Annotated in this window: 19 protein-coding genes; 2 read left to right on the top strand and 17 right to left on the bottom strand. The window is 52.2% G+C overall.

The window, feature by feature from the left end:
• Window positions 1–8 precede the first annotated feature (8 nt).
• The 14 genes from FFI61_RS05060 to FFI61_RS04990 all read right to left on the bottom strand — a co-directional run bounded on the left by FFI61_RS05060 (window position 9) and on the right by FFI61_RS04990 (window position 18,743).
• Window positions 9–920, bottom strand: coding sequence for a glycosyltransferase family 2 protein (locus FFI61_RS05060; protein WP_200369462.1), 912 nt, complete (start codon window positions 918–920; stop codon window positions 9–11).
• Window positions 913–2,259, bottom strand: coding sequence for an O-antigen ligase family protein (locus tag FFI61_RS05055; RefSeq protein ID WP_200369461.1), 1,347 nt, complete (start codon window positions 2,257–2,259; stop codon window positions 913–915). The genes FFI61_RS05060 and FFI61_RS05055 overlap by 8 nt, the downstream gene beginning before the upstream one ends.
• Complete coding sequence (locus tag FFI61_RS05050; protein WP_200369460.1) at window positions 2,252–3,448, bottom strand: glycosyltransferase; 1,197 nt, start codon at window positions 3,446–3,448, stop codon at window positions 2,252–2,254. Before FFI61_RS05050 ends, FFI61_RS05055 begins: the two co-directional genes overlap by 8 nt.
• Window positions 3,445–5,340, bottom strand: coding sequence for an asparagine synthase (glutamine-hydrolyzing) (gene asnB, locus FFI61_RS05045; RefSeq protein ID WP_200369459.1), 1,896 nt, complete (start codon window positions 5,338–5,340; stop codon window positions 3,445–3,447). The genes FFI61_RS05050 and asnB overlap by 4 nt, the downstream gene beginning before the upstream one ends.
• Window positions 5,340–7,709, bottom strand: coding sequence for a glycosyltransferase (locus tag FFI61_RS17745; protein ID WP_227714599.1), 2,370 nt, complete (start codon window positions 7,707–7,709; stop codon window positions 5,340–5,342). The genes asnB and FFI61_RS17745 overlap by 1 nt, the downstream gene beginning before the upstream one ends.
• A complete protein-coding gene (locus tag FFI61_RS05030) occupies window positions 7,706–8,821 on the bottom strand; it encodes a FemAB family XrtA/PEP-CTERM system-associated protein (RefSeq protein WP_200369458.1) in 1,116 nt (371 codons plus the stop codon). Before FFI61_RS05030 ends, FFI61_RS17745 begins: the two co-directional genes overlap by 4 nt.
• Window positions 8,811–9,938 (bottom strand): GNAT family N-acetyltransferase, encoded by a 1,128-nt coding sequence (locus FFI61_RS05025; RefSeq protein WP_200369457.1) that lies wholly within the window; start codon window positions 9,936–9,938, stop codon window positions 8,811–8,813. The genes FFI61_RS05030 and FFI61_RS05025 overlap by 11 nt, the downstream gene beginning before the upstream one ends.
• 21 nt (window positions 9,939–9,959) lie before the next feature.
• Window positions 9,960–11,786: a carbamoyltransferase gene (locus FFI61_RS05020; RefSeq protein WP_200200844.1), complete on the bottom strand. Its 1,827-nt coding sequence runs from the start codon at window positions 11,784–11,786 to the stop codon at window positions 9,960–9,962.
• Window positions 11,783–12,778 carry a polysaccharide deacetylase family protein gene (locus FFI61_RS05015; protein ID WP_200200845.1) on the bottom strand — a complete coding sequence of 332 codons (996 nt, stop codon included), beginning with the start codon at window positions 12,776–12,778 and terminating at the stop codon, window positions 11,783–11,785. The genes FFI61_RS05020 and FFI61_RS05015 overlap by 4 nt, the downstream gene beginning before the upstream one ends.
• Window positions 12,779–12,833: 55 nt before the next feature.
• Window positions 12,834–13,982, bottom strand: coding sequence for a hypothetical protein (locus FFI61_RS05010; protein WP_413785022.1), 1,149 nt, complete (start codon window positions 13,980–13,982; stop codon window positions 12,834–12,836).
• A 211-nt stretch (window positions 13,983–14,193) separates the two neighbouring features.
• Window positions 14,194–15,072, bottom strand: a complete 879-nt coding sequence (locus FFI61_RS05005) for a polysaccharide biosynthesis protein (protein ID WP_200369455.1) — start codon at window positions 15,070–15,072, stop codon at window positions 14,194–14,196.
• Window positions 15,072–16,649 (bottom strand): XrtA system polysaccharide chain length determinant, encoded by a 1,578-nt coding sequence (locus tag FFI61_RS05000; protein WP_200200848.1) that lies wholly within the window; start codon window positions 16,647–16,649, stop codon window positions 15,072–15,074. The genes FFI61_RS05005 and FFI61_RS05000 overlap by 1 nt, the downstream gene beginning before the upstream one ends.
• Window positions 16,649–17,287, bottom strand: a complete 639-nt coding sequence (locus tag FFI61_RS04995) for an XrtA/PEP-CTERM system exopolysaccharide export protein (RefSeq protein ID WP_200200849.1) — start codon at window positions 17,285–17,287, stop codon at window positions 16,649–16,651. Before FFI61_RS04995 ends, FFI61_RS05000 begins: the two co-directional genes overlap by 1 nt.
• A 49-nt stretch (window positions 17,288–17,336) precedes the next feature.
• Window positions 17,337–18,743, bottom strand: a complete 1,407-nt coding sequence (locus FFI61_RS04990) for a TIGR03013 family XrtA/PEP-CTERM system glycosyltransferase (RefSeq protein WP_200200850.1) — start codon at window positions 18,741–18,743, stop codon at window positions 17,337–17,339.
• Between the two features lie 302 nt (window positions 18,744–19,045).
• Between FFI61_RS04990 and FFI61_RS04985 the strand changes: the two genes are divergently transcribed.
• A complete protein-coding gene (locus FFI61_RS04985) occupies window positions 19,046–19,954 on the top strand; it encodes an XrtA system polysaccharide deacetylase (RefSeq protein WP_227714598.1) in 909 nt (302 codons plus the stop codon).
• Between the two features lie 31 nt (window positions 19,955–19,985).
• Entirely contained in the window at window positions 19,986–21,023 is a 1,038-nt protein-coding gene (locus tag FFI61_RS04980; protein ID WP_200369454.1) for an ExeA family protein, read from the top strand.
• A gap of 16 nt (window positions 21,024–21,039) precedes the next feature.
• On the opposite strand, the gene prpD is transcribed toward FFI61_RS04980, so the two are convergent.
• The 3 genes from prpD to acnD form a co-directional block, all read right to left on the bottom strand.
• Complete coding sequence (prpD, locus tag FFI61_RS04975) at window positions 21,040–22,536, bottom strand: 2-methylcitrate dehydratase (protein WP_200369453.1); 1,497 nt, start codon at window positions 22,534–22,536, stop codon at window positions 21,040–21,042.
• Window positions 22,537–22,638: 102 nt separating this feature from the next.
• A complete protein-coding gene (prpF, locus tag FFI61_RS04970; protein WP_200369452.1) occupies window positions 22,639–23,817 on the bottom strand; it encodes a 2-methylaconitate cis-trans isomerase PrpF in 1,179 nt (392 codons plus the stop codon).
• Between the two features lie 17 nt (window positions 23,818–23,834).
• A complete protein-coding gene (gene acnD / locus FFI61_RS04965) occupies window positions 23,835–26,447 on the bottom strand; it encodes a Fe/S-dependent 2-methylisocitrate dehydratase AcnD (protein WP_200369451.1) in 2,613 nt (870 codons plus the stop codon).
• Window positions 26,448–26,454 lie beyond the last annotated feature (7 nt).

Below are 26,454 nucleotides of genomic sequence, written 5' to 3'. Positions count from 1 at the left end.
TATAATCCTTACTTGAGACCGCGCAGTAACCGGTTGCCTCGTTGACCTAGTAGGCTACGTGCAAGGCGCATCCAAGTATCTCGATACACAAATGAAAACTTCAGGACAGATAAAAACTCCTTTCTGGCTCGACGAAATTCCTCACCCGAAAAATAATGCAAACCCTCACGGTAGTGATAGTCTGCAAGCGCCAAGCGAGAATAGCGGGCAATTACAGGGTCTTTTGAGTCCAGGTCACAGTGTTTCTCAATAATCTTTAGCTTTGCGTTAATCATTAGCTGTGTGTCACCTGACATGTTGTCACTGTGAATTCTGTACTTGACTAATGGTTCCGCCACCACGCGAGCTTGGGAAATCTTGCATATGCGCAACCACAGATCCCAATTTTCAGCAGCTTTAAATTCAGTTGAAAACACCCCTACTCGATCCAGGACTTCTGCTGTAACCACAACCGTTCCACCTGTCATGCGGTTTTTCACCAATAACTGGGGGTAAATATCACCTGACATGTTTTCATCCGCAGGCTCGATCCGAGTGGTTTGGCCGCCTTCGTCAATTATTTCTGTTCCGGAGTACACTAACCCTACGCCAGGCTCAAATAGAGGTATTTGACGTTCCAACTTCTCCCTTAGCCAAAGATCATCGCTATCGAGAAACGCAATATAGCTACCTTTGGCAATTTTTATTCCGTTGTTCCTAGCAACGATTTGTCCCTGATTTACCTGATCAATCACACGTATTTTCTCAGGAAATTTTCGCTCAAAGTCCTTTAGGATAGCTAAAGACCCATCTGTAGAGCCGTCGTTGATCAGAATAATTTCAAAAAATTGGTAGGTTTGGTCAAGAATGCTTTGAATGGTTTCTTGCACGAGGTGTGCCCGGTTATAGACCGGCACAATAACGGACACTAAGTTATTCATCTTCACCGCCTCCAACCGCACTGCGAGATTTCATGATTTTTCGCTTTGGTTCCGTGAATCTTAAATAATAAATATTAGAAGCGATTGCTATAAAAAGAATTAGCCAGTAAAGCATCTCAGCTCTTGCACGATTTATAAAACTCGCCGCAACCAAGAAGCTTAGTAACGCGCCTTCTAGCGCCAACATTTTGAAGTACGCGTTATAGCTCTTATTCGCTATTAGATAAGTTTTTGTGTTTCTGGACAGCCTGAACGTCGAAATAAGAAGCATTAATAGAAGTGCAAATCCAAACCAGCCAACTTCGCCGAGAGCTTGAAACCATGTCGAGTGAACTGCTTTTCCAGTTTTTCGACCTTCGAAATAGTGTTCGGGGAGGTAGTTAGGGCTTAGCTCAATATAACCTTGAATGCCTACGCCCATTGGATAGTCTTCTAACACATCAATTGTTGCGATCCAGAAATCGATTCGATGGGAGCCGCTTTTAGAACCATCATCGATATTTTCGAGCGTTTCCATTCGAGACCAAAAAGCTTCGTCGGTAACGTAGACTGTACCAACCAAACCGACGACTATGATTAGTATTGCCATACCGCGCTGGCCTGCGCGCTGGTGTCTCGAGAAGATCATAAAGCAAAGGAAAAAAAGTGCGCCAGAGACTACTCCAAGAAATGCTCCTCGACTGTTAATTAGGACAATGCCATTCGCAATAAAGGCGCCACAAAGGATCGCAAGGAATTTGATTTTTTTGCTTCCCAGCCAAGCCATGTAGGTCAAAATAATCAATGCGGGCGCCATTGCTGCAGCGGTCATATTGCCATCACCGCCAGTATCTATCATACCAATACCTTCTACTCGCCCTTGCCCATCACGGCCTACTGAGTACGCGACATAGCCAATATATGTTACACCCAGCACATAAGTCCAAAGGCACGCATCCAAAGCCTCTTCTGAGTTAACAAGTTTGTACACGGCAAGCATAATAATTATTAATTTTGCGAAATCATAAGTGAATGGTTTATGGACTTCTGGAACGATGGCAAAAAATATCATCAACCCATAAATCGCTAACAGCGCAAACATCCACTTGAATACAGGTTGCTTTCCCCACGGAGAAATTTCAGATAGTTCTTTGTAGCGCATCATTAACATAAACAGCATCAATAGGGCTGCTATAAAAGAGTATTTCAGGCCAGGAATGCTTGCTGCCCACCAGCTATTATCCGGGTTTACAAAATAGACCAACTGGTAAGCGAGCACGGATAAGACAGGGGCGTAAAATAGGGCTCCGAAGATACCCGCAAAAAACAAAAAAAGGAAAAGTAGTGCAAACTTACCCATTCTTTATTTCATCCGTACTGCCGTGTAGCAAATATGAAGTTGGATCAGGATCCCCGTAAATTTTACTGTACTGATAGACCATCGCGTCTGCACTAAACCGCTTATCAAAGCTCAGCCTTGCGGCCTTTCCCATACTCTGTCTGAGCATCGAATTTTGATGAAGATGCTCAATACCTTCTGCAAAAGAGTGCGCCATGTCTGGCTCTACCAAAATCCCGGTTACGTTATCCTGAATAATTTCAGGGTTGCCCCCCACCTGAGTTGCAACCGCAGGTATCCCCAAACTCATCGCTTCCAGCAATGTCATCGACGTGCCTTCTGTGTGAGATGACAAGAGGAAGATATCCATAGCAGCTAGATAGTGTACGGGGCTATTAATGAAACCCGTGAATATCACACTCTCGCTGATCCCGTAATCACCCGCCAATGACACCAATTTCTCCTTGTCTGGGCCATCTCCAACCATCAACAAATAGCTGCCTGGCTGTTTCTCACAGAACTGCTTAAACGCTCTAAGCATCATGACTTGGTTTTTAACAGGGTCTAACCTGGAGACAGTGCCAACGACAAAGGCATCTTTTGGGATACCCAAACTATCCCTAACCTTTTCAGATTGTTCATCGTCTCGCACCAACGGGGCAATACCGTTGTAGATTACTTGGATCTTATACCTCGGAATAAACTCATACTTTACGAGCGCATCCTTGGTAGCTTCCGAAATTGCGACAATAGATGGAGTGAACAGTGCCATTACCGGGTTAATTAGCATGGCTTTATAGCGGTACCTGTCGGGATAAAACCGACCGTGCTCGGTAAATACCACTTTGGCGCGTGTAGGTAGTGCCGCTAACCATCCATACATCCAGGGCGTGTATTGATGGCAATGCACCACATCAAACCGGCCTTCCCTCAAGCGATTGCGGATGGCTTTTATCAACGCCCAGTCAAACCCCTGCTTGCGTGCAAGTTTATGAACCGGAACACCAGACTGCTGAAGTGCTTCGCCTATCGGCCCTATGTGGCCATCGATACATAGAATTTCAGACTTGACGCTTTCACTGGCCATTCCTTGAACAAGCTGGCGTATAACCTGTTCTGTACCGCCAATCCCCATATTGAAGGTAATGTGCAGTACCCTCAGCGGTTTTCTGGCTGATTTTGTTGCTGTCTTGCTCTCTTCGACTGTCATGCACTCACCTGGTACTGCTGCCACCAAAGCTCAAAAGCCAATAAAGACCACAGCTCCTGAGTAAACTGGTCATCCCCTGCCAAGTGCCTTTGCCAGAGATTGCGGATGCCCGCAGGCTCAAAGAAATTAGCAACTCCGCTATTTGCGGACAGCAAAAGGTGCTCAACGGTAGGGCTCAGTTCATGGCGCAACCAATGGGCTAAGGGCACTGAAAAGCCCATTTTCTTTCTGTACAGAATGTCTTCCGGCAACATCCGCTCAAAGGCTTTCTTCAGAATGTATTTCTTCTCTTTACCGTTGAGTTTGAGCGCGGCGGGTATCTGGGCTGCATATTCCACAACCCGGTAGTCCAGCAGTGGGGCCCTGGTTTCCAGTGAATTAGCCATGCTCATGCGGTCTACTTTCACCAGAATGTCACCGGGAAGGTAGGTTTTTATGTCGGTGTACAGAATGCTGGATAGGTGGTCGTCTGTGTCCGCATTTTTGTAATGGGCGCGGGTGATATCCGCAGGATCGTAATCCCGGGTTTCACGTTTCAGTTCACCGGTAACGAGGTCATTCCAGACATCTCTACGGAAGAAACTGTTTGTGATGAAAAATGCTTCGTCGGGATCGAGCGCCAGGGTTCCGAGAAGGGATTTTGCCTTTCGCGTAGGGCCGGAATTGATCAAGCCTGCCAGGCGAGCGAGCCCGGGGAATAGATTGTGGCGAATTCCGGCGGGAAACAGGCCTCTTAACCGGTTTTCAACGTGATCTATGTAATATTTGCTGTAGCCCGCAAAGTTCTCATCACCGCCATCTCCTGCCAGCGCCACCGTTACTTTTTGCCTGGCTAACTGCGATACAAAATACGTGGGTACAAAAGATGGGTCTGCAAAGGGTTCATCGAAGAACCGTGCAATGCTGGCGAGGCTTTGTGCAACATTGTCCTTTACGGTGAATTCGTGGTGATCGGTTTTGAATTGTTCGGCAACTTTCTTGGCCCAGTGCACTTCGTCGAACCGTTTTGAGTCAAAGCCGATGGCGCAGGTTGTCACGGGTGTGCTGGTGTGGCCTGCCATCAAGCCAACCACCGCGCTTGAATCAATTCCGCCACTGAGGAATGCCCCAAGAGGCACATCGCTCACCATGCGCAGGCGAACGGCATCGTCAATCAGGTTGTAGAGGCCATCCTGCAGTTCATCCAGGCTGGCACTTGAAGGCGAACCGAAAGACACATCCCAATACTGTTGTTGGTGTGTGTGGGTGCCGTCTGTTTCTAGCCAATGGCCGGGCGCCAGTTTGTGGACGTTTTTGTAGATGGTTTTGGGGTCTGGCACATATTGGTAGAAGAAAAACTCCTTGATTGCATCGTGCCGCAATTCAGTTTTAACAAAAGGTGCGGGTGTTAGGGCTTTTAACTCCGAGGCAAATGCAAACTGCCCATTGGCTTCGTAAAAGTACAGCGGTTTCTTGCCAAGGCGATCCCGTGCCAGGAACAGTTTTCTTGCTGTGCGATCCCAAATGGCCAGTGCGAACATGCCATTCAGTAGTTGCAGGCATTCCGGGCCGTGAATCTCGTAGAGCGCGAGTAGCACTTCGGTATCCGTGCGCGTGCGGAAGCTATGGCCTTGGCTAATCAGGTCGTCGCGCAGTTCCTGAAAGTTATAAATCTCGCCGTTGTAGGCAATAACGTAACGCCCGGAGGTGGATACCATGGGCTGAGTGCCGGCATCGCTAAGATCAAGAATGCTTAACCTGCGATGTACCAAGCCAACTGCGTCGTCGAGCCACGTTGAGCCCGCGTCTGGGCCCCGGTGAAGGATTGCCTGCCCCATGGTGTCGAGCCAGCCCTGATGGGCTTCTCTACCAGGTGTTGAAGCAGTGCGAAGAAAACCGGCCAATCCACACATTAACCCACCTCTCCCTTTTCTGGGGACTGGGCTTGGGGCTGTGTCGCGGGTACGGGTTTGGTTTTCCCGGTCAGCTCGCGGAACAAGGCTTCATATTCATCGGCCATACGGGCAGCGGAGTAGCGTGCATGCACCATTTCCCTGGCATTTTGGCTAAGGGTGGCTGCCAGCTCGGGATCTTCCAGAACCTGCTTGCAACATGCCGCCAGTGCAGCCTTGTCTCCAAAGGGTGCCAACATGCCGGTTTTACCATGCTCTACCAGCTGATCAACGCCGGGAATATCATAGGCGACTACAGGAATGCCCACTGCCATGGCTTCCATCATGCACCGGGGAATACCCTCCAGTGAGGAGGTCATAACGAACAAGCTGAATTTGGAAAGCAGTTCCAGGCGGTCACTTCGAAAGCCCAAAAACTCTATGGCATTAACGCTCTTCAGTTGTGCCGCCTGCTGTTCCAATTCTGATCGTTGACTGCCATCGCCCAGCAGTTGCAATCGAAGGTTTGGCTGCGCTTGGTAGATTTGATCAAAAACCTCTATCAGATCCGGTATTCCCTTGCGGGGAATCATCTGGCCGATAAAGCCAATGACGGGGGAATCTTTATCAGTGGTATTTCCCTGAGGCAGGCTTGCCAAAGCCGCGTCGATTTCCGTCAGATCTACGCCATTGCGGATCAACGATGTTCTGGATTCGGGGACTTTGAATCGCTTCATATCGTCCAAGAGCTCTTCCGAAAGCGGCACAATTCGGTCGAAGTAGCGCAGCATATAGGTGCCGATACGAATAAACGTGGCAAGCTTGAAGCCAACGTCACCAGCAAAACCATGGGGTGTTGCCACACAAGCAATTCCGGCGCGCTTGGCAGCCAGAAGCCCTAATATGTCGGATTTGTAGCCGTGAGTGTGGATAACATCAATATTGTTGTCGCGAATAACGTTGCACAACTGGCTAACCACCCGAAAATCGAAACGGCCGTTCATATCCAGATAGTGAACCTGCTGGCCTTCTGTACGAGGGTAGTATTCGGCGACTGAAAGATCCTGATCAGGCGATTCCCGGGTCACGGCAAGATCGCAAATAACATCGTTCTGATTGATGTTATTCGCCAATGCCAGAACCCAGCGCTCTGCGCCGTAAAAGCCTGCGGGAGTAATGAACTGAAGTACTCGTAGCTTACTTTCTGGCATATCGCTCTGAAGGCTCCCTGCTTCTGTGTTTCTTGCGCTATTCCAGGTGACTTGTGTACGCCCCTGAAGCGCTCTGAAAATTCCCCGAACTGCATAGCCGTTCACCATCACAAAGTAGTAAGGCGTGGCAATCCAGGTTGGCAATTCATTGCGATTTTGCGAAAGGTGCCCCACAAGCGTTAGCACTAACATAAGCACCGTGCCTGCCGTGATGAGTTTGAACAGACCCAGGCCGGAAAAAGCCAAAAGTACGCTGCCTGCAACACCCACAAGCAAGAACAAAGGGATCAGCCAGCGCAGCAACTTGTGAGAAACAACCTCAAACGCAAACACGCCTGATTTCGCGGGGTTCATTACCTGCCCTACCCGCATCAGCCCACGAATACTGCGATTTACGATGCGCTCTTTGCGAGCGACTTCCCGATCAAAATCGCCGGCGGTTTCTTCAAAGCACTTTGCGTCTGCATCGAACACGCCCCGGTAGCCTTTGGCGATGATTTGCAGCGGGTTCACAAAATCGTTGATGTCCTGCTGCTGCAGCGGCTCCCACAGTTTGGTGCGAATGGCGTAGATGGCGCCATCTCCACCCACTACGGAATGCAGGCGGGATTCCATGGCTTTGATGGCCAGTTCGTAGCGCCAGTAGAGGTTTTCGTTGCGGGCGCTGGCGCCCTCGTTGCCGTCTGTGTATAAGGCTGCGCCCACCACGTAACCCACATCGAGATCTGCAAAGTTGCGCACCAGTTTGTTGATGGCATCGCTGGCGTACATGGCGTTGGCATCGCTGAACACGGTGATGTCGGCTTTCACCTGCTCCATGGCAAGGTTGATGCCCATAGTTTTGCCCAGCCGGCCTTCCTGGCGGATCAACAGGATTCGATCGTCTTCAAACTCGTTTACGGCCTCATCGGTACCGTCATCTGAACCGTCTGACACCACTATGATCTGCAGCAGCTCTTGGGGGTAGTCTAGCTCCAGTGTGTTTTGAAGCTTCTCTCGAATGACGTCTTCTTCATTGTAGCAGGAAATAATCAGCGCCACTGAAGGTTTGTGTTCGCCCCGGCGATGGGTGATATCCGGCAGGCCCCGGGTGAGCAGCCACAATATGGCCGGGTACCCGAAGTAAACGTACACGGGAACGGCAAGGCAAAGCAGGGTTAACAGCAGTACTAACGTCATAAGGTAATGTATCGTCTCAATTTTGGGCCAAGCCAGTTGGCAAACGACAGCGGTAGCCGACGCCAGATGTTTTCAATGAGGGGCCGGAGCCTGGAGGCTACGGATGCCCCACTGCTATTTGAATCCGCCCTCGGCAGGTTAAGTTTGCCGGCGGGGTATTCGGACCAGATCAGCTCATAGGGCTGAGCGCCCCACTGTTTCTTGAACCGGTAGGTGCCTTCATCCAGTGTTGATCGGCCGAAGTCGAACCGGGTGTACCCCAGATCGCACACATGGCTTAACAAGGTCCAGTACAGCAGCATGTTGGGCGCAAGCCGGTTGAACTCCTCCAGCGTGGAAGCCCAGGGAATGCAGGCTTCTTTACCCCCCAGCAATACGATGCCCGCGCCCACAGGCTTATCGGCCTGGAAAACAATACCAATCAGCATGTGCTCGCCGTAGGCGGCTTTCAATTCCTGAAACCACCGCAGGCTATGCACTGGTGAACCCAGCCTGCGCATGTTCTGGGCGAATACCTCATAAAACAGATCTACCGCATCTGCTTCTGTACGCAGTTCGGCCCTCAGCCCATTTTTCTCAGCCTTGCGAATCTGGCTCCGCAGCTTGGGCTTGTAGCTTTTGAACAGGGCTTCGCTGTTTTCCGGTAAGTCGCACAGCATTCTTACTTTAGTGTTTCCAGGCAGCGCACTAGCGCTCTGCTTGTTTTGGTCGCCTGAGGCATCTTTGTCGATGCTATGCGCCACACCACCCTCACGTATTTCGAGGATTTTGATGCGATTTGTTTTAGTCAGGGTTTTGGCTTCGGATATCAGCCTTTGCCGAATGTCTGCGTTGTCTGCCAGTGCACCGCCAAGATCGCAGAATGGCAATGTCACAAGGCTGCTGGTGCCGATGGGTGGTTTTACTTCCACCAAGGGCAATATGCCGCACAGAGTTTCGTTCTGATGCGCGCTGATCACCCAACCTGTATGACCATAAGCTTGCTCAGTCGCCTGCAACCAGGCACTGCGGTGGTACGGCGTTGCTGCAGCATGCCCTGCAACATACTGGTTGTAGTCATTTACCGGGAATGCGTTAAATCTGGAGGCCCGGAGGTGAAGTTCAGCGTTCATTGTTAGCACTTGCCTCCCCAATCCAGCGGTTTCTTGCGCGCCTGGCGACATCCTCAAGCTTCAGTTTGAAGCGGGGGCGCTGCAAGGCAATCTGAACCAGGTTGCGATGAAAGTGGCCAAGGTTGGATTTGTAACGCTCGTCGCCACCCATAAAGTCGTAATAGTCGAACCCTTGGTTGCGGTAGTCTTCAATGCACAGAGCATGGCCCACCAAGCCAGGTTTGAGGCGGTTATCGGTTTCAACGGCCATGCCACCCAGGTAAAAATACACCACTTTGTTGTGGAGCAGGTTGTAGAAAAAAGCAATTTCTTCATCCCCTGCCATTACAGAGATCAGATCAACGCCGCCCTCTGCCCACTGTTCACGAATCAATTCCCGGTGGAACCGCACGAAATCCGGATTGGCAAACCCGCTCTGGTCCGGCCCATTGCCCCAGCGTTCGAGGTGCCTGGGACCAATAGCATCAAATACAGCCAAGGCCTCCTCTACGGAGCCAGGGCGGACCAGGCTTACCTCGCCCCGCTCGCTATAGAGCCGGTGCGCACGGTTTATCTGGTGGCGGGTGTTCCGAGAAAGAGTGTCGAGATAGTTTCCACCGCTTTGGCGCAAGCTATCAAGATCCACACCAAAGCAAGGTGCTTCCCAGCGCAGATGCTTGTAAAGGCCAGTTATTTTCGCGTAATGGTCTGCCTCGTCAGCATCAATTGCCCCCAGAATAAACTCGTCCCATTCAGGCATGGTGCGGCACAGGTGTTCCAGGGAGGCTTTCGCAACCGCGTCTTCTTTTCCGCGTTCAGCCAGAAACCCGTTGTACTCAATCCAGATTTGATCAAGTAGTTTGTGGCCAGTTTGATGCAGGCGCAGGCAGCGGGATTTCAACAGGCCGTGCCGGCGTTCTTCGCTCTCTACTACCAGCCCCAAGCCAACCAGACGCTCTCCTTCCATTACACGAAGCACCAAGGCATCTGGCTTGTATACTTGCAGCCAATGCCCTAGCCATTGCCAGGATAGAAACACGGTGGGTTGTGCACGGTGTTCCAGATCCAGCCAGTCGCTGCGCAAGGTTGCGCATTTACTGGCTGGTTCTGTTGTCACGGTCAGCAGTCCTGCTGTCATGGTGCTACGTCCGTTGCCTGTTCAGTGCCCGGGGTTCGGATGTTTTACCAGGAATGGACCTATGGCGAGATAGTCCAGAGCACCCTGAATAAAGGCTCTCACCCCGTCTTCCGGGGAGTTGACGATGGGCTCTTCGTGCATATTGAAGCTGGTGTTGATCAGGCTTGGAATGCCACTCAGCTTTTCATATTCGCTCAGAATGTCGTAGTAGCCGGGATTGGCTTCGCGCTGGATAAGCTGCGGCCTGGCTGTGCCATCCACGTGCACGGCAGCCGGGCAGTTTTCTTTCATGAAGTCGGTGCAGTCGAAGGTCACCGTCATGAATTCAGCTGCGTGCTCTGCGCCCTTGATGTTGTGGTAGCACTTCTCTCGGGCTTCGTAGAGCGTAACCGGGGCGAAGGGCATGAACTCGGTACGGCCAAGACGTTTGTTCAACCACTGGTTAACTTCCGGTTCGCGGGCGTGATAAAGAATAGAGCGATTCCCCAAGGACCTTGGGCCGTATTCCATACGGCCATCAAACCTTGCGACTACTTGGCCACTGTGAATCAGCGCGGCAACTTCAGCAGCAAGATTTTCAGGCCGACGATACTGAAGGTTTTCCGCCTTCAATGCCTTTTCCATTTCGGCTTCGGAGTAATCAGGGCCCATATAAGCGTTCGCTATGGAAGGTTTAACTCCGCCCGGCCAGCTGTGATAGAGCGCAGCGCCTGTTCCACAGCCTCCATCGCCCATATTCGGATAAACAAAAATGTGGTTAACACCTTCGATTTCAAAAATACGCTGGTTCAGTTTTACGTTTGCAGTTACACCGCCAGACAGCACGATGGTGTCGATGCCGGTTTTTTCTACCCAGTAGCGAATGTAGTTGGTGGCTACTTTTTCAAGCACATATTGATATGCCGCAGCTACGTCGATCTTAGGGAACTTGGATGCCAGGTAGCGGGAGAAAAATACGTTATTGGATTCGTAAATCCGGAAATCCCCGGGCTTCTGCTCTATGCGAGAGAGAAGGATTTCTCCCAGAATTTCAGGGTCGCCATAGGAGGCCAAACCAACAATCTTGCCTTCATGTCGGCTAGGTTTGAAACCAAGGCTAGACGTAACATGCTCGTAAAGTGTTCCTAGTGAATTCGGATAAGGGAGCCCGTGCAGACGGTGTATTTTGCCATCTCGCCCTTCACTTACGGAACCGGCCAACCCAGACCCATAGCCATCCAGAGTTACACACAATGCCCGCTCATAGCCGCTGCACAGAAAACTGTTGGCAGCATGAGACAGATGGTGGTCCATGCGTTTAACCGGCTTGGTCCAACCCATCTCGCTCAAGCCTTGAACGAGTTCTTTTTCCCACTGCTGGAACGACTCAGTAGCGCCCTCTCCCCACTGTTTGGAGGATTTCAAAGCCGCATTGTTAGACGCCAGCTTCTGCACGCCTGCCATGTTGTAGTAGGAGTTGTGCAAAAAGCCCTTTTCCATAATGGCGTTGGGGTGCTGCAGCCCGTGAATCGGCTGGTTGCGATCTGGCACCCGGCCCAATGCTTCTTTGATTTGTGGCCCTAGATCCTTCGGCTGAAAACCTTTGATAAAGGCTTTCTCATCTTCCAGGTTCTTTGTGAACAATTTCTGTTCATTTTCCCAGGTAAGAAACGGGTAACACACCTGATCGAAGTCACTCATGGAGAGGCCGGTATATGAAAGCGCTTTTTCCAGAGCCAAGCGGGGGAAGCCCGACTGCTGTTTCGTTCTGGTGAAACGTTCTTCACCAGCGGCAAAAAGAATCTTGCCATCTTCAACAATTGAAACCGTTGAGTCTTTGTCTAGCGGGGATATCCCTAGCACCTTCATGCCTTACTCTCCATATACTTGCGAATGCGGGTGGGCGATGACGCCTGGCCGCCTAATTCATTGAAAAAGAAATCGAAAAACTGCCGAAAACTGTCCAGAAACACCTTTAACTGCGCTTCGTTCTGCACATAAGTCGTGTTGCCCGGGACTACGCTGGGGCTGTGAAAACTCCAGGTAAATGTTCGCACGCCCTGATTGTAAAGCGCTCTTGTAAGCTTGATGTGCTCGGCAGATGTGAAGCCTTCCGGAGAAAGCATTAGCCGGTCTACTGCACCTACTCGAGCGAGAATGCCCGGCGCCTTGAACTTACGCAGCCGTTGCGCGGCCTCATACAAAGGAACAGCAACCGGTTGAGCCCAGCCGATAAACCCACCAGTACAGGGAATCTCGAGGATAGGTTTGTCCGAACCGCCAAACCAGAACGGGTGCGCGTTGTATCTACGATAGTCCGGCCCGCCATCTGCCCGCGAATCCAGAGGTGGGCAAACAGACAGATCAATATTGAACCCCAATTCCTGAAGAATACCCGTGGTATTCGGCCCGAAACCATACCGCCCGGCTTTGTATGCAACCGGCGCCTTTCCGAAATTTTGCTCTATGGTGTCGCGCAACACACGGAGCTTTTCCCGCTCCAGGCCTTCAGGCAAGTTGCCGGGATACATGTTTGAGCGGGACAGAATTTCTTCCTGGGGCGGGTTCACCCAAGGGTGGAGGTGGGCACCAATTTCACACTGATCTTTCTCGGCAAACTGCTTGAGCAACCCATAGCCCTGAGGCTGGCTGGCTACCGGGTAATCAATTACGTAACAAGGGCGAATGCCGTACTCATTAAAGATCTTTTGGGCACGATCAATATGTGCCATGGCTGACACCCGATTTGCCTTGGCGTCTGGCTCGGCGCTCCAATCAAACTCTTCTTCAGTATCAATCACCACGATCAATTGTGGTGGTGTCTCCGAAGGGAGCCGTATTTCCTTCTTTTGCTCAAACATGATTCCATTCCTGACTGTTATGTCGCCGCGCTATTACCCTTAGCTTTACTAGCTATCAACGCTGCCTGCTCATTGCAAAACCGTGAGTCAGCACAAAACGCAGTTCAAATTGCTCCTCATCACTCCGGGCCAGGCGCGAGCGCAAATACGATTGGTCGAGCTGAACTCCAAAGGTGGTGTTTTCGGCCAACTGTCGGCTCCAGCTCGTGGTAAAGCGGTGAAGCTGCTCAACTATAATATTGGCATCTTCATCTGCATCTGCCTCCCAGCTGTATCCGAACTTGAGCCTTTGCAGTGCGGTAAGCTGAACCCCAAGGGTGGTGCCGGCACGGTATTCGTGGGTGGTGGCGCCGGAAACCTGCGATTCCAGGATTGAGCCTTCGGCATAGATCCCAAGATCACATACATCGCAAATCCGTTGGTTGTTGTGCGTAAAGAGTAGTGAGTCGGTAACAACCAGCTCTCGCAACCGAACAGTATCTGGCAGGAATGAAAACTCCGGGGGCAAACCTGTTGAAAGATCCGTGGCGCTATCAGACATACTTCGATCGTACGCTATGGCTGTTCTCCAATCGGAAGTCACCCAGGAGCGCTCCAAAAAGCCGGTTATCGCCTCGTTTTCACTGACTGTACCGTCCGGGTATTCTGAGTTTGCCTTGCTACCACCGCCTCCGATGCTGAAGAAGCCGCCTTCTGCTTCATAGCTGTAAACGAGTTGTACTGTGTCTATGGTTATATCTGTGCGCCGCTCTTCAGACCAGCTGCGGCTGGCGTTAAGGCTGCCCGTGGAGCGTTCGGTCAGCCTTCGTGACAATTGGCTGCTGGCCGTGACCGACTTCTGATCGTTTAACGTGTCCTCGCCAAACGAGCGACCCGCCTGGCCTGAAAAACGCAGTGTTGTGAGCTCGCCAGGGTAAAACCTTAGCCCGGCTCCCCCGCTCAAATTGTTCTGCACGTCATAACTCGAAGGGTTAACCACAAATCCTGTGTCGTTGCGTACGGAGTTGACTGTGTGGCCCAGATTAAAATCTAACCGACTGCCGGGGTCCTGGTGGGTGTAAAGGGCGGCCCCGGTAATGGTGCTGTTATCTGACTGATCTGAGTCGGCAGACTCCCAACTGGTATCAACCGTGCCGCCATACTGCAGTGTCAACGCATTAGCGCCTCGCTCCAGAGTGCCACCTACAACCCCGGACAAACCCACTCCTGGCTCTGTGTTTGTATCTGTGTATGTGCCTTGGTCTGTGCGTGTGTGTGTAACAGCCGTGAATACTGACGCAGAGCCAGAGAGCACCGAAATGTCGTCACTGAGGCTCTGCGCCGGGGCTGCGAAAGACCAGATGGCACAGCATGATCCCGCCAGTAGACTGGTGAGACGGTAATTGCTTGCTATCCCTGCTCGTTGCTCCACCGTGCTACTCCTGAAAAATCAGGCCGGAGAATTTATCAGATCCAAGCGCATCCACGGAATCTTCAATGACTTCTGCGGTGACTTCTCCGAATGGAACGCCAAATACTATCTGATCTGCAAAACGCTCAAGAATCCGTGCTTCGGTATTTTCCCGGAAAGGGGGTGCATTCAGGACAATGCAGCGATCCGGATAACGAGCTTTCAGTTCGGTCATCAATTCTCGCATACGCACGGCAGAGAACAGCTCAACTGCGGAAGATGCCTGGGTGCCTGCAGGGATCACTGTTAGCCGCTCGACACCACTGGAATAGAGGATGGATTTGATAGCCATCGACCGATCGGCAACAAAATCCGTAACGCCCGCTTCCATAGGGCTGGAAACCAATCCTGCCAATTCGTTACTGTAAGGGTCGCAGTCGACAAGCAAAGCGGAGGTCTGTGAATCCAACGCAAACGCGGTCGCCAGGTTGTATGCTGTCAGCAGGCCACCCGGGCCGCTACCTAAACTACTGAACATGACTGTGAAGCTTTTGCCTTCACCTGCCCGATTTCGCAGCTGTATACGCAGCTCCCGGTAGGCATCCATGACTTCTTTATCAGCCATGCCGGAATAAATTATTTTCCGCTCGCGTAACTGCTCACGACTCCAGGGCCTGGGGTTACCAATCAGTGCCAGAGACACAGATGAGTCATACACCGTAGGTGGATGTTCGTTGGCGTTTGTGTCAACTCGGGTCCAGTTGGGTTTGTCCCTGTCGGAACCAGCATAGGGGCGCTCTTTTCGAAAGTTGTCCTCCGACTTGGCCTCACCACGGTCATGCTTAAGTTGGCGCTGCTGCTCCTGGCTTTTGAGAAGCGCATTGTAGAGCTTGTTATCATCCATCAGTTGACGCCTCCCCCTGAACCGGTCAGCTCACTGAGTTTGTTAATCAGCTGTTCGGGGGTTATGCCCATCACACTGAAAACAAGAACGGCCAGATACGCTGTCATAAACACCGCCAGCATCAACAGAATCGACAACACATCTTTGCGTAGCAAGCGATCTTTCCAGGTGCTCCTATAATGGGGAATGCTGGTCAGCACGGGAATGGATTCCGGCAAGGCCAATTGCAGAGCACGGGGCGAGCGAACACGTTGATCAAACATCACGAGCATTACCAACAACCCCAACACCATGGCACTACCCAGGAACGGCCCCGCAAGGCCGACCTGATACAATTGCAGGCCATCCCAATGCGTAGGATATGTAGCGGGCTCCTGAATTTTGTAGCTTACACCCTCACCCTGAACGTCCAGCGTCATAGACAACCGAGCTTTTTCCCGGCGCTGCAGCATGTCTTCGTAGACATCTCGGGTAACGTCGTAATCCCGGGTTAGCTCTGAAAGCTGTGCCTGGTTCTCTGCAACTCGTTGCGAGCGAACAAACGACTCATCAAGAAGTCTTTCCAGTGAGGCCAGGCGGTTTTTCTGAACGGCCAAACGGGTGGTGCTATCAGAAAGCTGAATTTTAAGGTTCTCGTAAACAGGGTTTTCCAATACCTCGGTAACACCGCCATCCCGGTCATCGTCTGTTTGCGTGGAAACGCGGCTTTCCAGATCTGCAATCTGGTCTTGAATGCTCACTACATCGGGATGACGTTCGTGGTAGCGCAAGAGTAATGAGTCCAATTCCTGCCGCATAGCAACCAGCCGTCGCTCAGCAGACGACTTGCCGGGGTCTACTGTGATGCGGCGCACCGGCTGCTCGTTATCCAGTTGGCGACGGGTAAGCGTGACTTCGGATTCAGTTTGCTGGATTTCCAGCTTGAGGTTTTCAATATCCCGGCGGAGATTTTCAATTCTTGCGAGCACGCTACTCTCAGTGCCGTCCTGATTACCAGACTTGAATTCCTTCAGCCGCTGCTCAGCCTCTTCAAGCTGGCGCTGATAGGACTTAACCTGAGAATCTATAAACTCAAACGCACCCTGACTCTCGGAACGCTTTTTGCGCACAGTACGTTCGATAAAGCGGTTCAGCACCGCGCTGAGAACCTGAAACGATTCGTCCGGGCTACCGCTTGTGTAACTTAGTTCGAGGAAGTTCCGGTTGGATACCCGAATACCAACCTGCTTGCGCAAGTCGCTGATTTTTCCATTTCGAATAGCATCGGTTTCGCCGCCCCGGATAAGCCCGGTATCCAGAGCGATCTGCTCAAGGAATGTTCGGCTCTGCATCATTTCCCGAGCTTCATTGATGCGGTCAAGCTGGGTAACCTCAGCCTGGCCCCGCAGCAATGGCTGCAGGATATTGGATTGGTCTGCGTACAGAACAGCCTGGGAGGTATAGCTTTTCGGTGTCACATAGCCCAGCGTCAACACCCCTGCGGTCACGGTCATAAAGATGATTACCGCAGCCAGCCTGTGCCGGTAAAGCTCAAGCTTTACCGCGCGGAGGGTGTCGAGAATGAACTGTAGATCCATCAGAGCTCGCCTCGGAACAACTGCTTGCGTGGCACGCTTATAACGTCCCCTGGCTGCAAACTATGATTCGTGCGCATATCGCCATCGGTGAGGATGGCTTCGAGGTCCAAACCAAAGCTCTTATACTCGCCGTTGATCTCGCGATGCAAAATGGCGCGATTATCCGCTGCAAAATCCGTAACGCCACCCGCCATCAGTACAACATCGAGAACAGTCATGCCGGGCTGAAAAGCTACTGACTGGGGCGCTCCCACTTGGCCGGTTACGCGAATCCGGTTACGGAACTCTTTACTGAGTGGGTTGGTAACCATCACTGTGACTTCTGGTGTGCGGATAAACTCGCCAAGGTTGTCACTGATTTCCGCAGCCAACTGCTCAGGCTTTTTACCTTCGGCTTTCACATCACCCATCAGAGGCATGGAGATATAACCATCCGGGCGAACCACAATCGATTGCCCCAATTCCGGGTTGCGCCAAACGTGAATAGAGATGGTATCCCCAACGCCTATCTCATAAGGCTCTGCCTCCAACTCGGATGCCGGAGGCATTTCGGCGGAAGACGGCAGCCCTGCGCAGGCAGTGACAAGCAGACCCAGAATTGCAACCAAGCCCATCCGCATAAACGTGAAACTAGTCATAAACGCCCTCCAATCCTTTGTTGTTCTATAGTTCAGTATGACAGAACCGTTACCGTACGCCTTTACCCAGAAGGATCACTTCCACTGTTTGGATCATGATCAGAAAATCCATCAAAAGGCTGTGATTTTTGGAGTAGTAAAGATCGTACTCCAGCTTGCCCCGGGCGTCTTCAACGGATGCACCATAGGGATATTTAAGTTGCGCCCAACCCATCAGGCCAGGTTTTACATAGTGCCGGGTATCGTAAAACGGAATCTTCTCTTTCAGTTCAGAGACAAACTCTGGCCTTTCCGGGCGCGGCCCGACGATGCTCATTTCGCCTTTGATCACATTATAGATTTGCGGTAGTTCATCCAGGCGGGTGTTGCGTATGAATGCACCTACCCGGGTAATCCGATTGTCATTCGCTGAGGCCCATTGAGCTTTGCCGTCCTTCTCTGCATCCTGGCGCATGCTGCGAAACTTGTAGATGCGAAATTCTTTACCCAGCATGCCCACGCGAGTCTGGCTATAGAGTATGGGCCGCCCGGTTTCCAGAAACACCGCAATCGCTGTGAGAATAATAAAAGGTATCATCACAGCAAGGAGCGTGAGACTGATCAACAAATCGAGAGATCGCTTGGCGAAAGCCCGGGATTTTGATGCTTTAAAACCTTCCGAAAATACAATCCAGGAGGGATGCACCATATCGAGCTTCGCTTTTTTCAGCTCTCGCTCGTAGAAATCTACGCCGTTGGTGATGGCAATACCACGAAGTTTACACTCCATCAGGTCCGGCACCGGCAGCCATCCTCCCTCATTTCGGCGCCGCTCCTGCTGGGCAATGACAATTTCAGAAACCTTGTTTTGCCGACAAAACTGGTAGAAATCGTAAGGCGTAGGCAATAGTTTATCGGCACCAACAGCCCCGTTAGGGTTGTCAGAGATGCAACCAATAATACGTACCCCAAGCGCGCGCATGTTGCGCTCGTACTCATCGAGAAGATTGGCTGCAAAATCTCCGGCACCAAAGATCACTACACGACGAACGAGTTTCTCCGAATCGACAACTCGCAGGAATATAAGCCTTAACAGGATAACAATCAGTGATGCGCAAATAACGGCCCAGAACAGATTGGTACTGCCCGGGTTTGCGGTTGGCACAACCAGGTAAAGAAGTTTCAAGCCGATTCCACCTACAAAGCAGTAGGCAACCAGTGTGCGAAAAAACAAGGCAGAAAGACTCTCGTGGACCATGGCGAGATAACCGCCCATAGCCAGAGTTCCACAACTCAAAATAAGCGCGAACAAGCTTGCAGAGAGGACATTTGTATCAACCGAAGGGTAACCAACACCTGCAATGGAAAGCAGCAACCCCAAAGAAGCGAAAATCGCATATAGAACGACAAATTCCAGCGCAGCGAGCACCAGATAGGGGATATGAAGATAGTGTTTTCTGAACCGTATATACGTCACGCGGAACTTCCTTGTCGTCTGCACAACAACCTGCGCCAGACCAACATCAAATTCTCCGGCAGACCGCGCTCAGTTTAGCTTTGAGCGACACCCTTTCCACCGGTTCCTTTTTTTACGTGGCCCATTTTGCGCCGGCCAACATAGAATCTCAACTCATTGTATCTTTTGGTTACACAGTTTTACATTGTTTTTCGTCGCAAGCAGACTTTACTTGCATCAAGAATTGTATTTGTGCGGGCAGTAAGTGAAAATTAACGCCTAGGTACTGTTTTTTTTATTGGTACCACTGGAAAGGAGTACCCATGCCAAGTCAGGAAAGACCTCAACCATTGCACGCTATGAGCATAGACGTAGAAGATTACTTCCACGTTGCCGCTCTATCGGGTGTGATTCGCCCAGCGCAATGGGACTCACTACCCTCCCGTGTGGAGCAAAACACTGAGCGACTGCTGGCGCTTTTTGACAAGCATCAGGTGAAGGCAACGTTTTTTGTGCTCGGCTGGGTTGCTGAGAGATTTCCTGCCCTGATTCGGAAATTATCCGATCATGGCCATGAAATAGCGTCCCATGGATACAGCCACCAGCTCATTTACAACCAGACTCAGGAAGTGTTTCGAGAAGAAACCATTCGCTCGAAGGCGCTCCTTGAGGACATCACTGGCAAATCTGTCGATGGCTATCGTGCCGCCAGCTACTCTATTACCCGTGACTCTCTGTGGGCTCTGGATATATTGAGTGAAGCGGGGTTTACCTGGGATTCGAGCATTTTCCCGATTCGGCATGATAACTACGGCATTCCTGATTCCCCGTCCGCCCCCTACTCTATCCAGACCGCCAGCGGTGCAATTATCCGTGAGTTCCCATTAACCACAGCACACATCATGGGGCTTTCAATACCAGCGGCGGGTGGCGGCTATTTTCGTCAGTTCCCTTACCCGGTATTCCGATACTTGTTTCGCAATGCTTCTGGTTTTGGCGCGCGGCCGCAAATGTTTTACCTGCACCCTTGGGAAATCGATCCCGAGCAACCACGTTACGATAACGCAAGCTGGTTCTCCCGCTTCCGGCATTATACTAACCTGGACCAGTGTTACGGTCGTCTTGAGCGTTTGCTTGGAGACTTCCGGTTTGGAACCGTTAGTGAAAGCTATAATGCCTACGAACCAGACAAAACCCTGTTGCGCAGCGATCAAATGATTCGCCTCGCCTGATTCAGGGCAATGAGCTGAACAGGAATTATCTATGTATCTGGAATTTTTCGGTCTCCATAGACATCCCTTCCGCATTACACCGGAAGACGACTTCATTTACATGAGCCAACAACATTCGCGAGCTTATGTATACATGTCTTCGGCGATCTGGAGCTCTGAGGGCTTCGTGGTTATCAGCGGAGAGATTGGTTCGGGCAAGACAACATTGCTTAAAAAGACCATTCGCAATCTTGAGGGCAACCTGAAGCTACTCAACATTTCCTACACAAACCTTGAGTCCAAGGATCTGTTTGGTCTGATCCTTCGCAAGGCCGGTATGAAGGTAGAAGACGAGAGCAAGGTAGCCATGCTTTTCCAGATCTCTGACTACCTGGAGCAAATGGCAAAAGCTGGCACCCCTGTGGTGCTCACGATTGATGAAGCGCAAAACCTTACCCGGGAAAACCTTGAAGATATCCGCATGCTGGCCGGCATGGAAAGCATGGGTGGGCCCTCCATGAGGGTTATCCTGCTTGGGCAACCAGAACTTAAGCAGGCTGTTCTGGATATCCCTCAGCTGGCTCAGCGGGTAAAGCTGTTCTTCCATCTGGAAGGTCTCTCGCCAAAAGAAACGGCTGAATATATCGATTACCGGCTTCTGGTTTCCGGTCACGGTGGCAACAAACTATTTGATGTGGACACGGTTCGTGAGATTCACAAGCTGAGCAAGGGTATCCCCCGGCTGATTAACAAGCTGTGTGACGGCATGATGATGTGTGCCTACTCAGAGGACCGGCCATTTATTGACCCCCATGATCTCAAATCCATACGCAAGGATTTGCTGGGCGATGATCTGCCCGCGAACACCCCGAAGTTGACCGACGTGAAGAAACGGGAGCACCCGGCGCCAGAGCATGCCGGGACTTCTGGCGATTTGGCTGGTGTAGGCCAGGCGCTGATTCGCATGGCGGAAGCACTGGAGCGTATTGACAGCAGGCTGGCCACGATTTTCCCTGACGAGCAATCTGGCCACAGGGAAAACCTTGGTGTTCCGGACAATGTTAAGCCGCTATCTCCGGGCAGAAAATAAACACTCTTCGGCCAGATCAGATAACGAACATCCCCACAAACTCCTGAACCGGGGTATTCTCCAGGCTCTTCTGGTTCTTGCAGACTTCGAAGATCTGCTCGCACCGTTGCGCCGGGAAACGGGTCGCCAGATTAGCTCGGAACTTGTCTGATAGCAGTGGAATACTTTCCTCCCTTCGCCTGCGGTGACCTATCGGGTATTCCACAGCTACCTGCTCTGTACTGGAGCCGTCCTTGAAGACCACCTGGATAGCATTCGCGATTGAACGCTTGTCTGCTTCGAGATACTCGCGGGTGTAACGTTCATCCTCGACAATTTCCATCTTGTCTCTGAGCTCATCAATGAGAGGGTTGGCCTCGTGAAAGCTGTCTTCGTAATGCTCGGCCACCAGATCACCAAAAATTAATGGCACAGCCACCATATATTGAAGGCAGTGATCCCTATCTGCCGCGTTTGCCAATTTACCGACCTTGGAAATGATGCGTATGGCTGACTCGTGGGTAGTTACTACAATTCGGTCGATCTGATCGAGCCGGTCTTTAACTTGTGGATGAAGCGTTACAGCCGCTTCGGCCGCTGTCTGGGCGTGGAATTCTGCCGGGAAAGATACTTTGAAGAGTATGTTTTCCATCACGTAGGAACCAAACTTCTGTGGCAGGGAAAACCGGCGTTTGTCTTCCGGTTTCAGGGCTTGGTCTTTATTGGTTTTGCTAAAAAGGACATCGTAGAAACCCCACTGGGGTGCTGTGAGCGCGCTGGGAACCCCCATCTCACCCCGCATGGCAATATCCGCAAGGCGAACGGCACGGGAGGTGGCATCACCCGCTGCCCAGGATTTCCGGGACCCGGCATTCGGGGCGTGGCGGTATGTTCGTAGCGCCTGGCCATCAATCCAGGCATGAGAAAGCGCCGCCAGCATTTGCTCACGAGTGGCACCCATGAGCTTCGCGGTGACGGCTGTTGAAGCCACTTTCACCAGGATAACGTGATCCAACCCCACGCGATTGAAAGAGTTTTCAAGGGCGAACACGCCCTGGATTTCGTGGGCCATAACCATGGCTTCGAGAACTTCACGCATGGTAAGCGGTGCTTTTCCCTCTGCAACACGCTTTTGCGACAGATGGTCCGCCACTGCCAGTATGCCGCCAAGGTTATCTGAGGGGTGCCCCCATTCCGCTGCCAACCAGGTGTCGTTATAGTCTAGCCAGCGCACGATACAGCCAATGTCCCAGGCTGCTTTCACAGGATCGAGCCTGAATGAGGTACCTGGAACGCGGGCACCATGGGGAACAATCGTGCCCTCCACGATCGGCCCCAGGTGTTTGGTGCAATCCGGAAAGCGTAAAGCCAGCAGGCCGCAGCCGAGCGTATCCATCAGGCAAAGGCGCGCCGTGTTCCAGGCTTCTTTGTTTTCTACTTTATAGGTAAGGACGTAATCGGCGATTTTCTGGAGGGCTTCATCGTAATCGGGGCGTTCGTTGAGATCGAATGTGGCTGACGTAGTGGCTGACATAGCACCGGCTCCTTCGATTTGAGTGTCTGCTTACTACATACAGCCTAGCAAACTTAGCGCTCAATGACCGAAAGGAGCCGGTTACCCGTTTTTCACTTACTGCTAGAAGCTATCTCCAGGCACCCTAACCCAGCCTTCCATCAGTATGCGCGCACTGCGGCTCATGATGGCTTTGGTAGCCGTCCATTGGCCGTTTATTTCTTTGGCTTCTGCCCCGACTTGCAGGGTGCCAGACGGATGGCCAAAGGTGACTGAGGTGCGATCGCCGCCGCCTGCTGCCAGGTTCACCAGTGTTCCGGGAATGGCTGCTGCGGTTGCGATGGCGACTGCGGCTGTGCCCATCATAGCGTGGTGTAGCTTGCCCATGGAGAGAGCGCGCACCAGCACATCGATGTCACCTGCAGCAATCTTCTTTCCGCTCGATGAAGTGTACTCCGCCGGCGGTGCCACGAAAGCCACTTTTGGCGTGTGCTGTCGGGCGGCGGCTTCTTCGATGTTCTGGATCAGCCCCATCTTCACAGCGCCATGGGCGCGAATGCTTTCAAACATCGCCAGGGCTTTAGGATCGCTGTTGATGTCGTCCTGCAGTTCTGTGCCTTTGTAGCCGACGGCCTCCGCATTGATAAACACCGTAGGGATACCGGCATTGATCATGGTGGCTTGCAAGGTGCCAACGCCTGGAACCTCCAGTTCATCCACCAGATTGCCGGTGGGGAACATTGAGCCTTCGCCATCGGCTGGATCCATGAATTCCACTTGCACTTCAGCTGCGGGAAACGTGACTCCGTCCAGCTCAAAGTCACCGGTTTCCTGCACCTCACCATTGGTGATAGGCACATTGGCAATGATGGTCTTGCGGATGTTGGCCTGCCAGATGCGCACCACCGCCGTGCCGTTTTCCGGAATGCGGTCGTTTGCGACGAAGCCACTGTTAATCGCAAAGGCGCCGACGGCTGCCGTGAGGTTGCCGCAGTTGCCGCTCCAGTCCACAAAGGGCTTATCGATGCTCACTTGCCCGAACAGATAGTCCACATCGTGATCTGGCTGAGTGCTTTTGCTCAGGATTACGGTTTTGCTGGTGCTGGATGTGGCACCTCCCATACCATCGGTTTGCTTCTGGTAGGGGTCTGGGCTGCCAATCACACGCAGCAACAGGTTATCCCTCGCCGGGCCCGGTGTACGGGCCCTCTCAGGGAGGTCATCCAAACGGAAAAATACACCTTTGCTGGTGCCGCCACGGATGTAAGTGGCGGGGACTTTGATTTGCGGTGCGTGACTCATTTCATTGCCCTCATTATTCAAACCGCACCTTCGGACTGAAGAAAGTCCTCAGCAAAGCGCTGCAATACGCCACCCGCTGAATAAATGTGCAACTCCTCTGCAGTATCCAGTCTGCAAATAACGGGCACCTTCTCAGAACTTCCGTCTTTGCGGGTGATGATGAGAGTCAGCTTGGCGCCGGGCGCAGGCTTTCCTTCAACATCGAAAATTTCCGTGCCATCAATACTCAGGGTTTTGCGCGTTGTGCCTTCTTCGAACTGCAGTGGCATAACACCCATACCTACCAGGTTGGTGCGGTGGATGCGCTCAAAGCCTTCGGCAACGATGGCCTCAACACCGGCCAATGCCACGCCTTTGGCTGCCCAATCCCGGGAGGAACCCTGACCATAATCAGCGCCGGCGATAATAATCAGCGGCTGCTTGCGCTCCATGTAGGTTTCGATGGCTTCCCACATGCGAGTAACCTTGCCTTCCGGCTCGATACGCGCCAGAGAGCCCTGCTTCACTTTACCGTTTTCATCCAACACCATTTCGTTGAACAGTTTCGGGTTGGCAAAGGTTGCGCGCTGGGCGGTCAGGTGGTCGCCGCGGTGGGTTGCGTAGGAGTTAAAGTCCACTTCCGGCACACCCATTTTGTGCAGGTATTCACCGGCTGCGCTGTCCATCATGATGGCGTTGGACGGCGACAGGTGGTCTGTGGTGATGTTGTCTGGCAGCACCGCCAGCGGGCGCATGCCTTTGAGCTGCTTCTCGCCAACCATGCCGCCTTCCCAGTATGGCGGGCGACGGATGTAGGTGCTCATTGGGCGCCAATCGTATAACGGGCTGATGTTGGCGTGGGCTTCCTGGGTTACGTCGAACATTGGAATGTAGGTGCTGCGGAACTGTTCCGGCTTCACCGACTTTTTCACAATGGCGTCGATTTCTGCATCATCCGGCCAGATATCTTTCAGGGTGACTGGATTACCTTCTTTATCGTACCCCAGCGTATCTTTTTCGATATCGAAGCGGATGGTTCCAGCAATGGCGTATGCCACCACCAAAGGCGGTGAAGCAAGGAATGCCTGCTTGGCGTAGGGGTGAATCCGGCCGTCGAAGTTACGGTTACCGGAGAGCACTGCCGTTGCGTACAAATCACGATCAACCACTTCTTTCTGGATAACCGGATCCAGTGCGCCGCTCATGCCGTTACAGGTAGTGCAGGCGAACCCCACCACACCGAAGCCTAGATCTTCCAACTCGGGCAACAACCCGGCATCGTTGAGGTACATTTCAACGGTTTTAGAACCCGGTGCCAGAGAGGATTTCACCCAGGGCTTGCGGGTGAGGCCCAATTTGTTGGCGTTACGGGCAATCAAACCGGCAGCAACCATATTTCGGGGGTTACTGGTGTTGGTGCAGCTGGTGATGGCAGCGATGATTACAGCCCCATCCGGCATTTTGCCTTCTTCCTGCTCCCACTCACTGGCGATGCCACGTGCAGCAAGCTCGGAGGTTGGCAAGTGCGCATGTGGATTGGAAGGACCAGCCAGTGTGCGCACAACGGTAGACAGATCGAACTTCAGAACACGCTCATACTCAGCCGTCTTCAGGGCGTCTGCCCACAGGCCTGTGTGCTTGGCGAACTTTTCTACCAAAGCTACCTGCTCGTCTTCACGGCCGGTCAGCTTCAGATAGTCGATGGTTTGGCCATCGATGTAGAACATGGCCGCCGTTGCGCCGTATTCCGGTGTCATGTTGGAGATAGTGGCACGATCGCCAATGGTCAGGCTGTCTGCGCCTTCGCCATAGAATTCCAGATAAGCCCCTACTACACGCTCTCTGCGCAGGAATTCAGTCAAAGCTAATACCATATCGGTACTGGTGATGCCTGGCTGCAGCTTTCCTGTCAGCTCTACACCTACGATATCCGGCAGGCGCATCATGGAGGCACGGCCAAGCATTACGCTCTCGGCTTCCAGGCCACCAACACCAACAGAGATAACACCAAGAGCATCAACCATTGGCGTGTGGCTGTCTGTGCCTACACAAGTATCCGGGAACGCGACCTTCTTGCCTTCACCATCCGGGCGCGCCTGCACCACCGGAGACATTTTCTCCAGGTTGATCTGGTGCATGATGCCGTTACCTGGCGGGATAACATCCACGTTCTTGAACGCTTTTTTGGTCCAGTTGATAAAATGGAAACGATCGTCGTTACGGCGGTCTTCGATTTCCCGGTTCTTTTCGAACGCATCTTTCTCAAAGCCAGCGTGCTCAACAGCCAGAGAGTGATCCACGATTAGCTGGGTTGGAACAACCGGGTTCACTTTAGCGGGATCACCGCCCTTCTCTGCAATGGCGTCGCGCAGGCCTGCGAGATCCACCAGAGCTGTCTGGCCCAGGATGTCGTGGCAAACCACGCGAGCCGGGTACCAGGGGAAGTCGAGATCACGTTTGCGCTCGATGAACTGCTTGAGGGAATCCGTCAGCGCATCGGGATCGCAACGACGAACAAGCTGTTCCGCCAGAATTCTGGAGGTGTACGGGAGTTTGTCGTACGCGCCGGCTTGAATGTCTTCAACGGCCTGGCGGGTATCGAAATAATCCAGGTCGGTGCCTGGTAGAGGTTTACGGTAGTTGGTGTTCATTAAGAGT

The organism is Marinobacter sp. DY40_1A1, assembly GCF_016597815.1.
Taxonomy (GTDB): Bacteria; Pseudomonadota; Gammaproteobacteria; order Pseudomonadales; family Oleiphilaceae; genus Marinobacter; species Marinobacter xiaoshiensis.
Note: the sequence above shows the minus strand (reverse complement) of the source record. Positions and strands in the feature narration are given on the sequence as shown.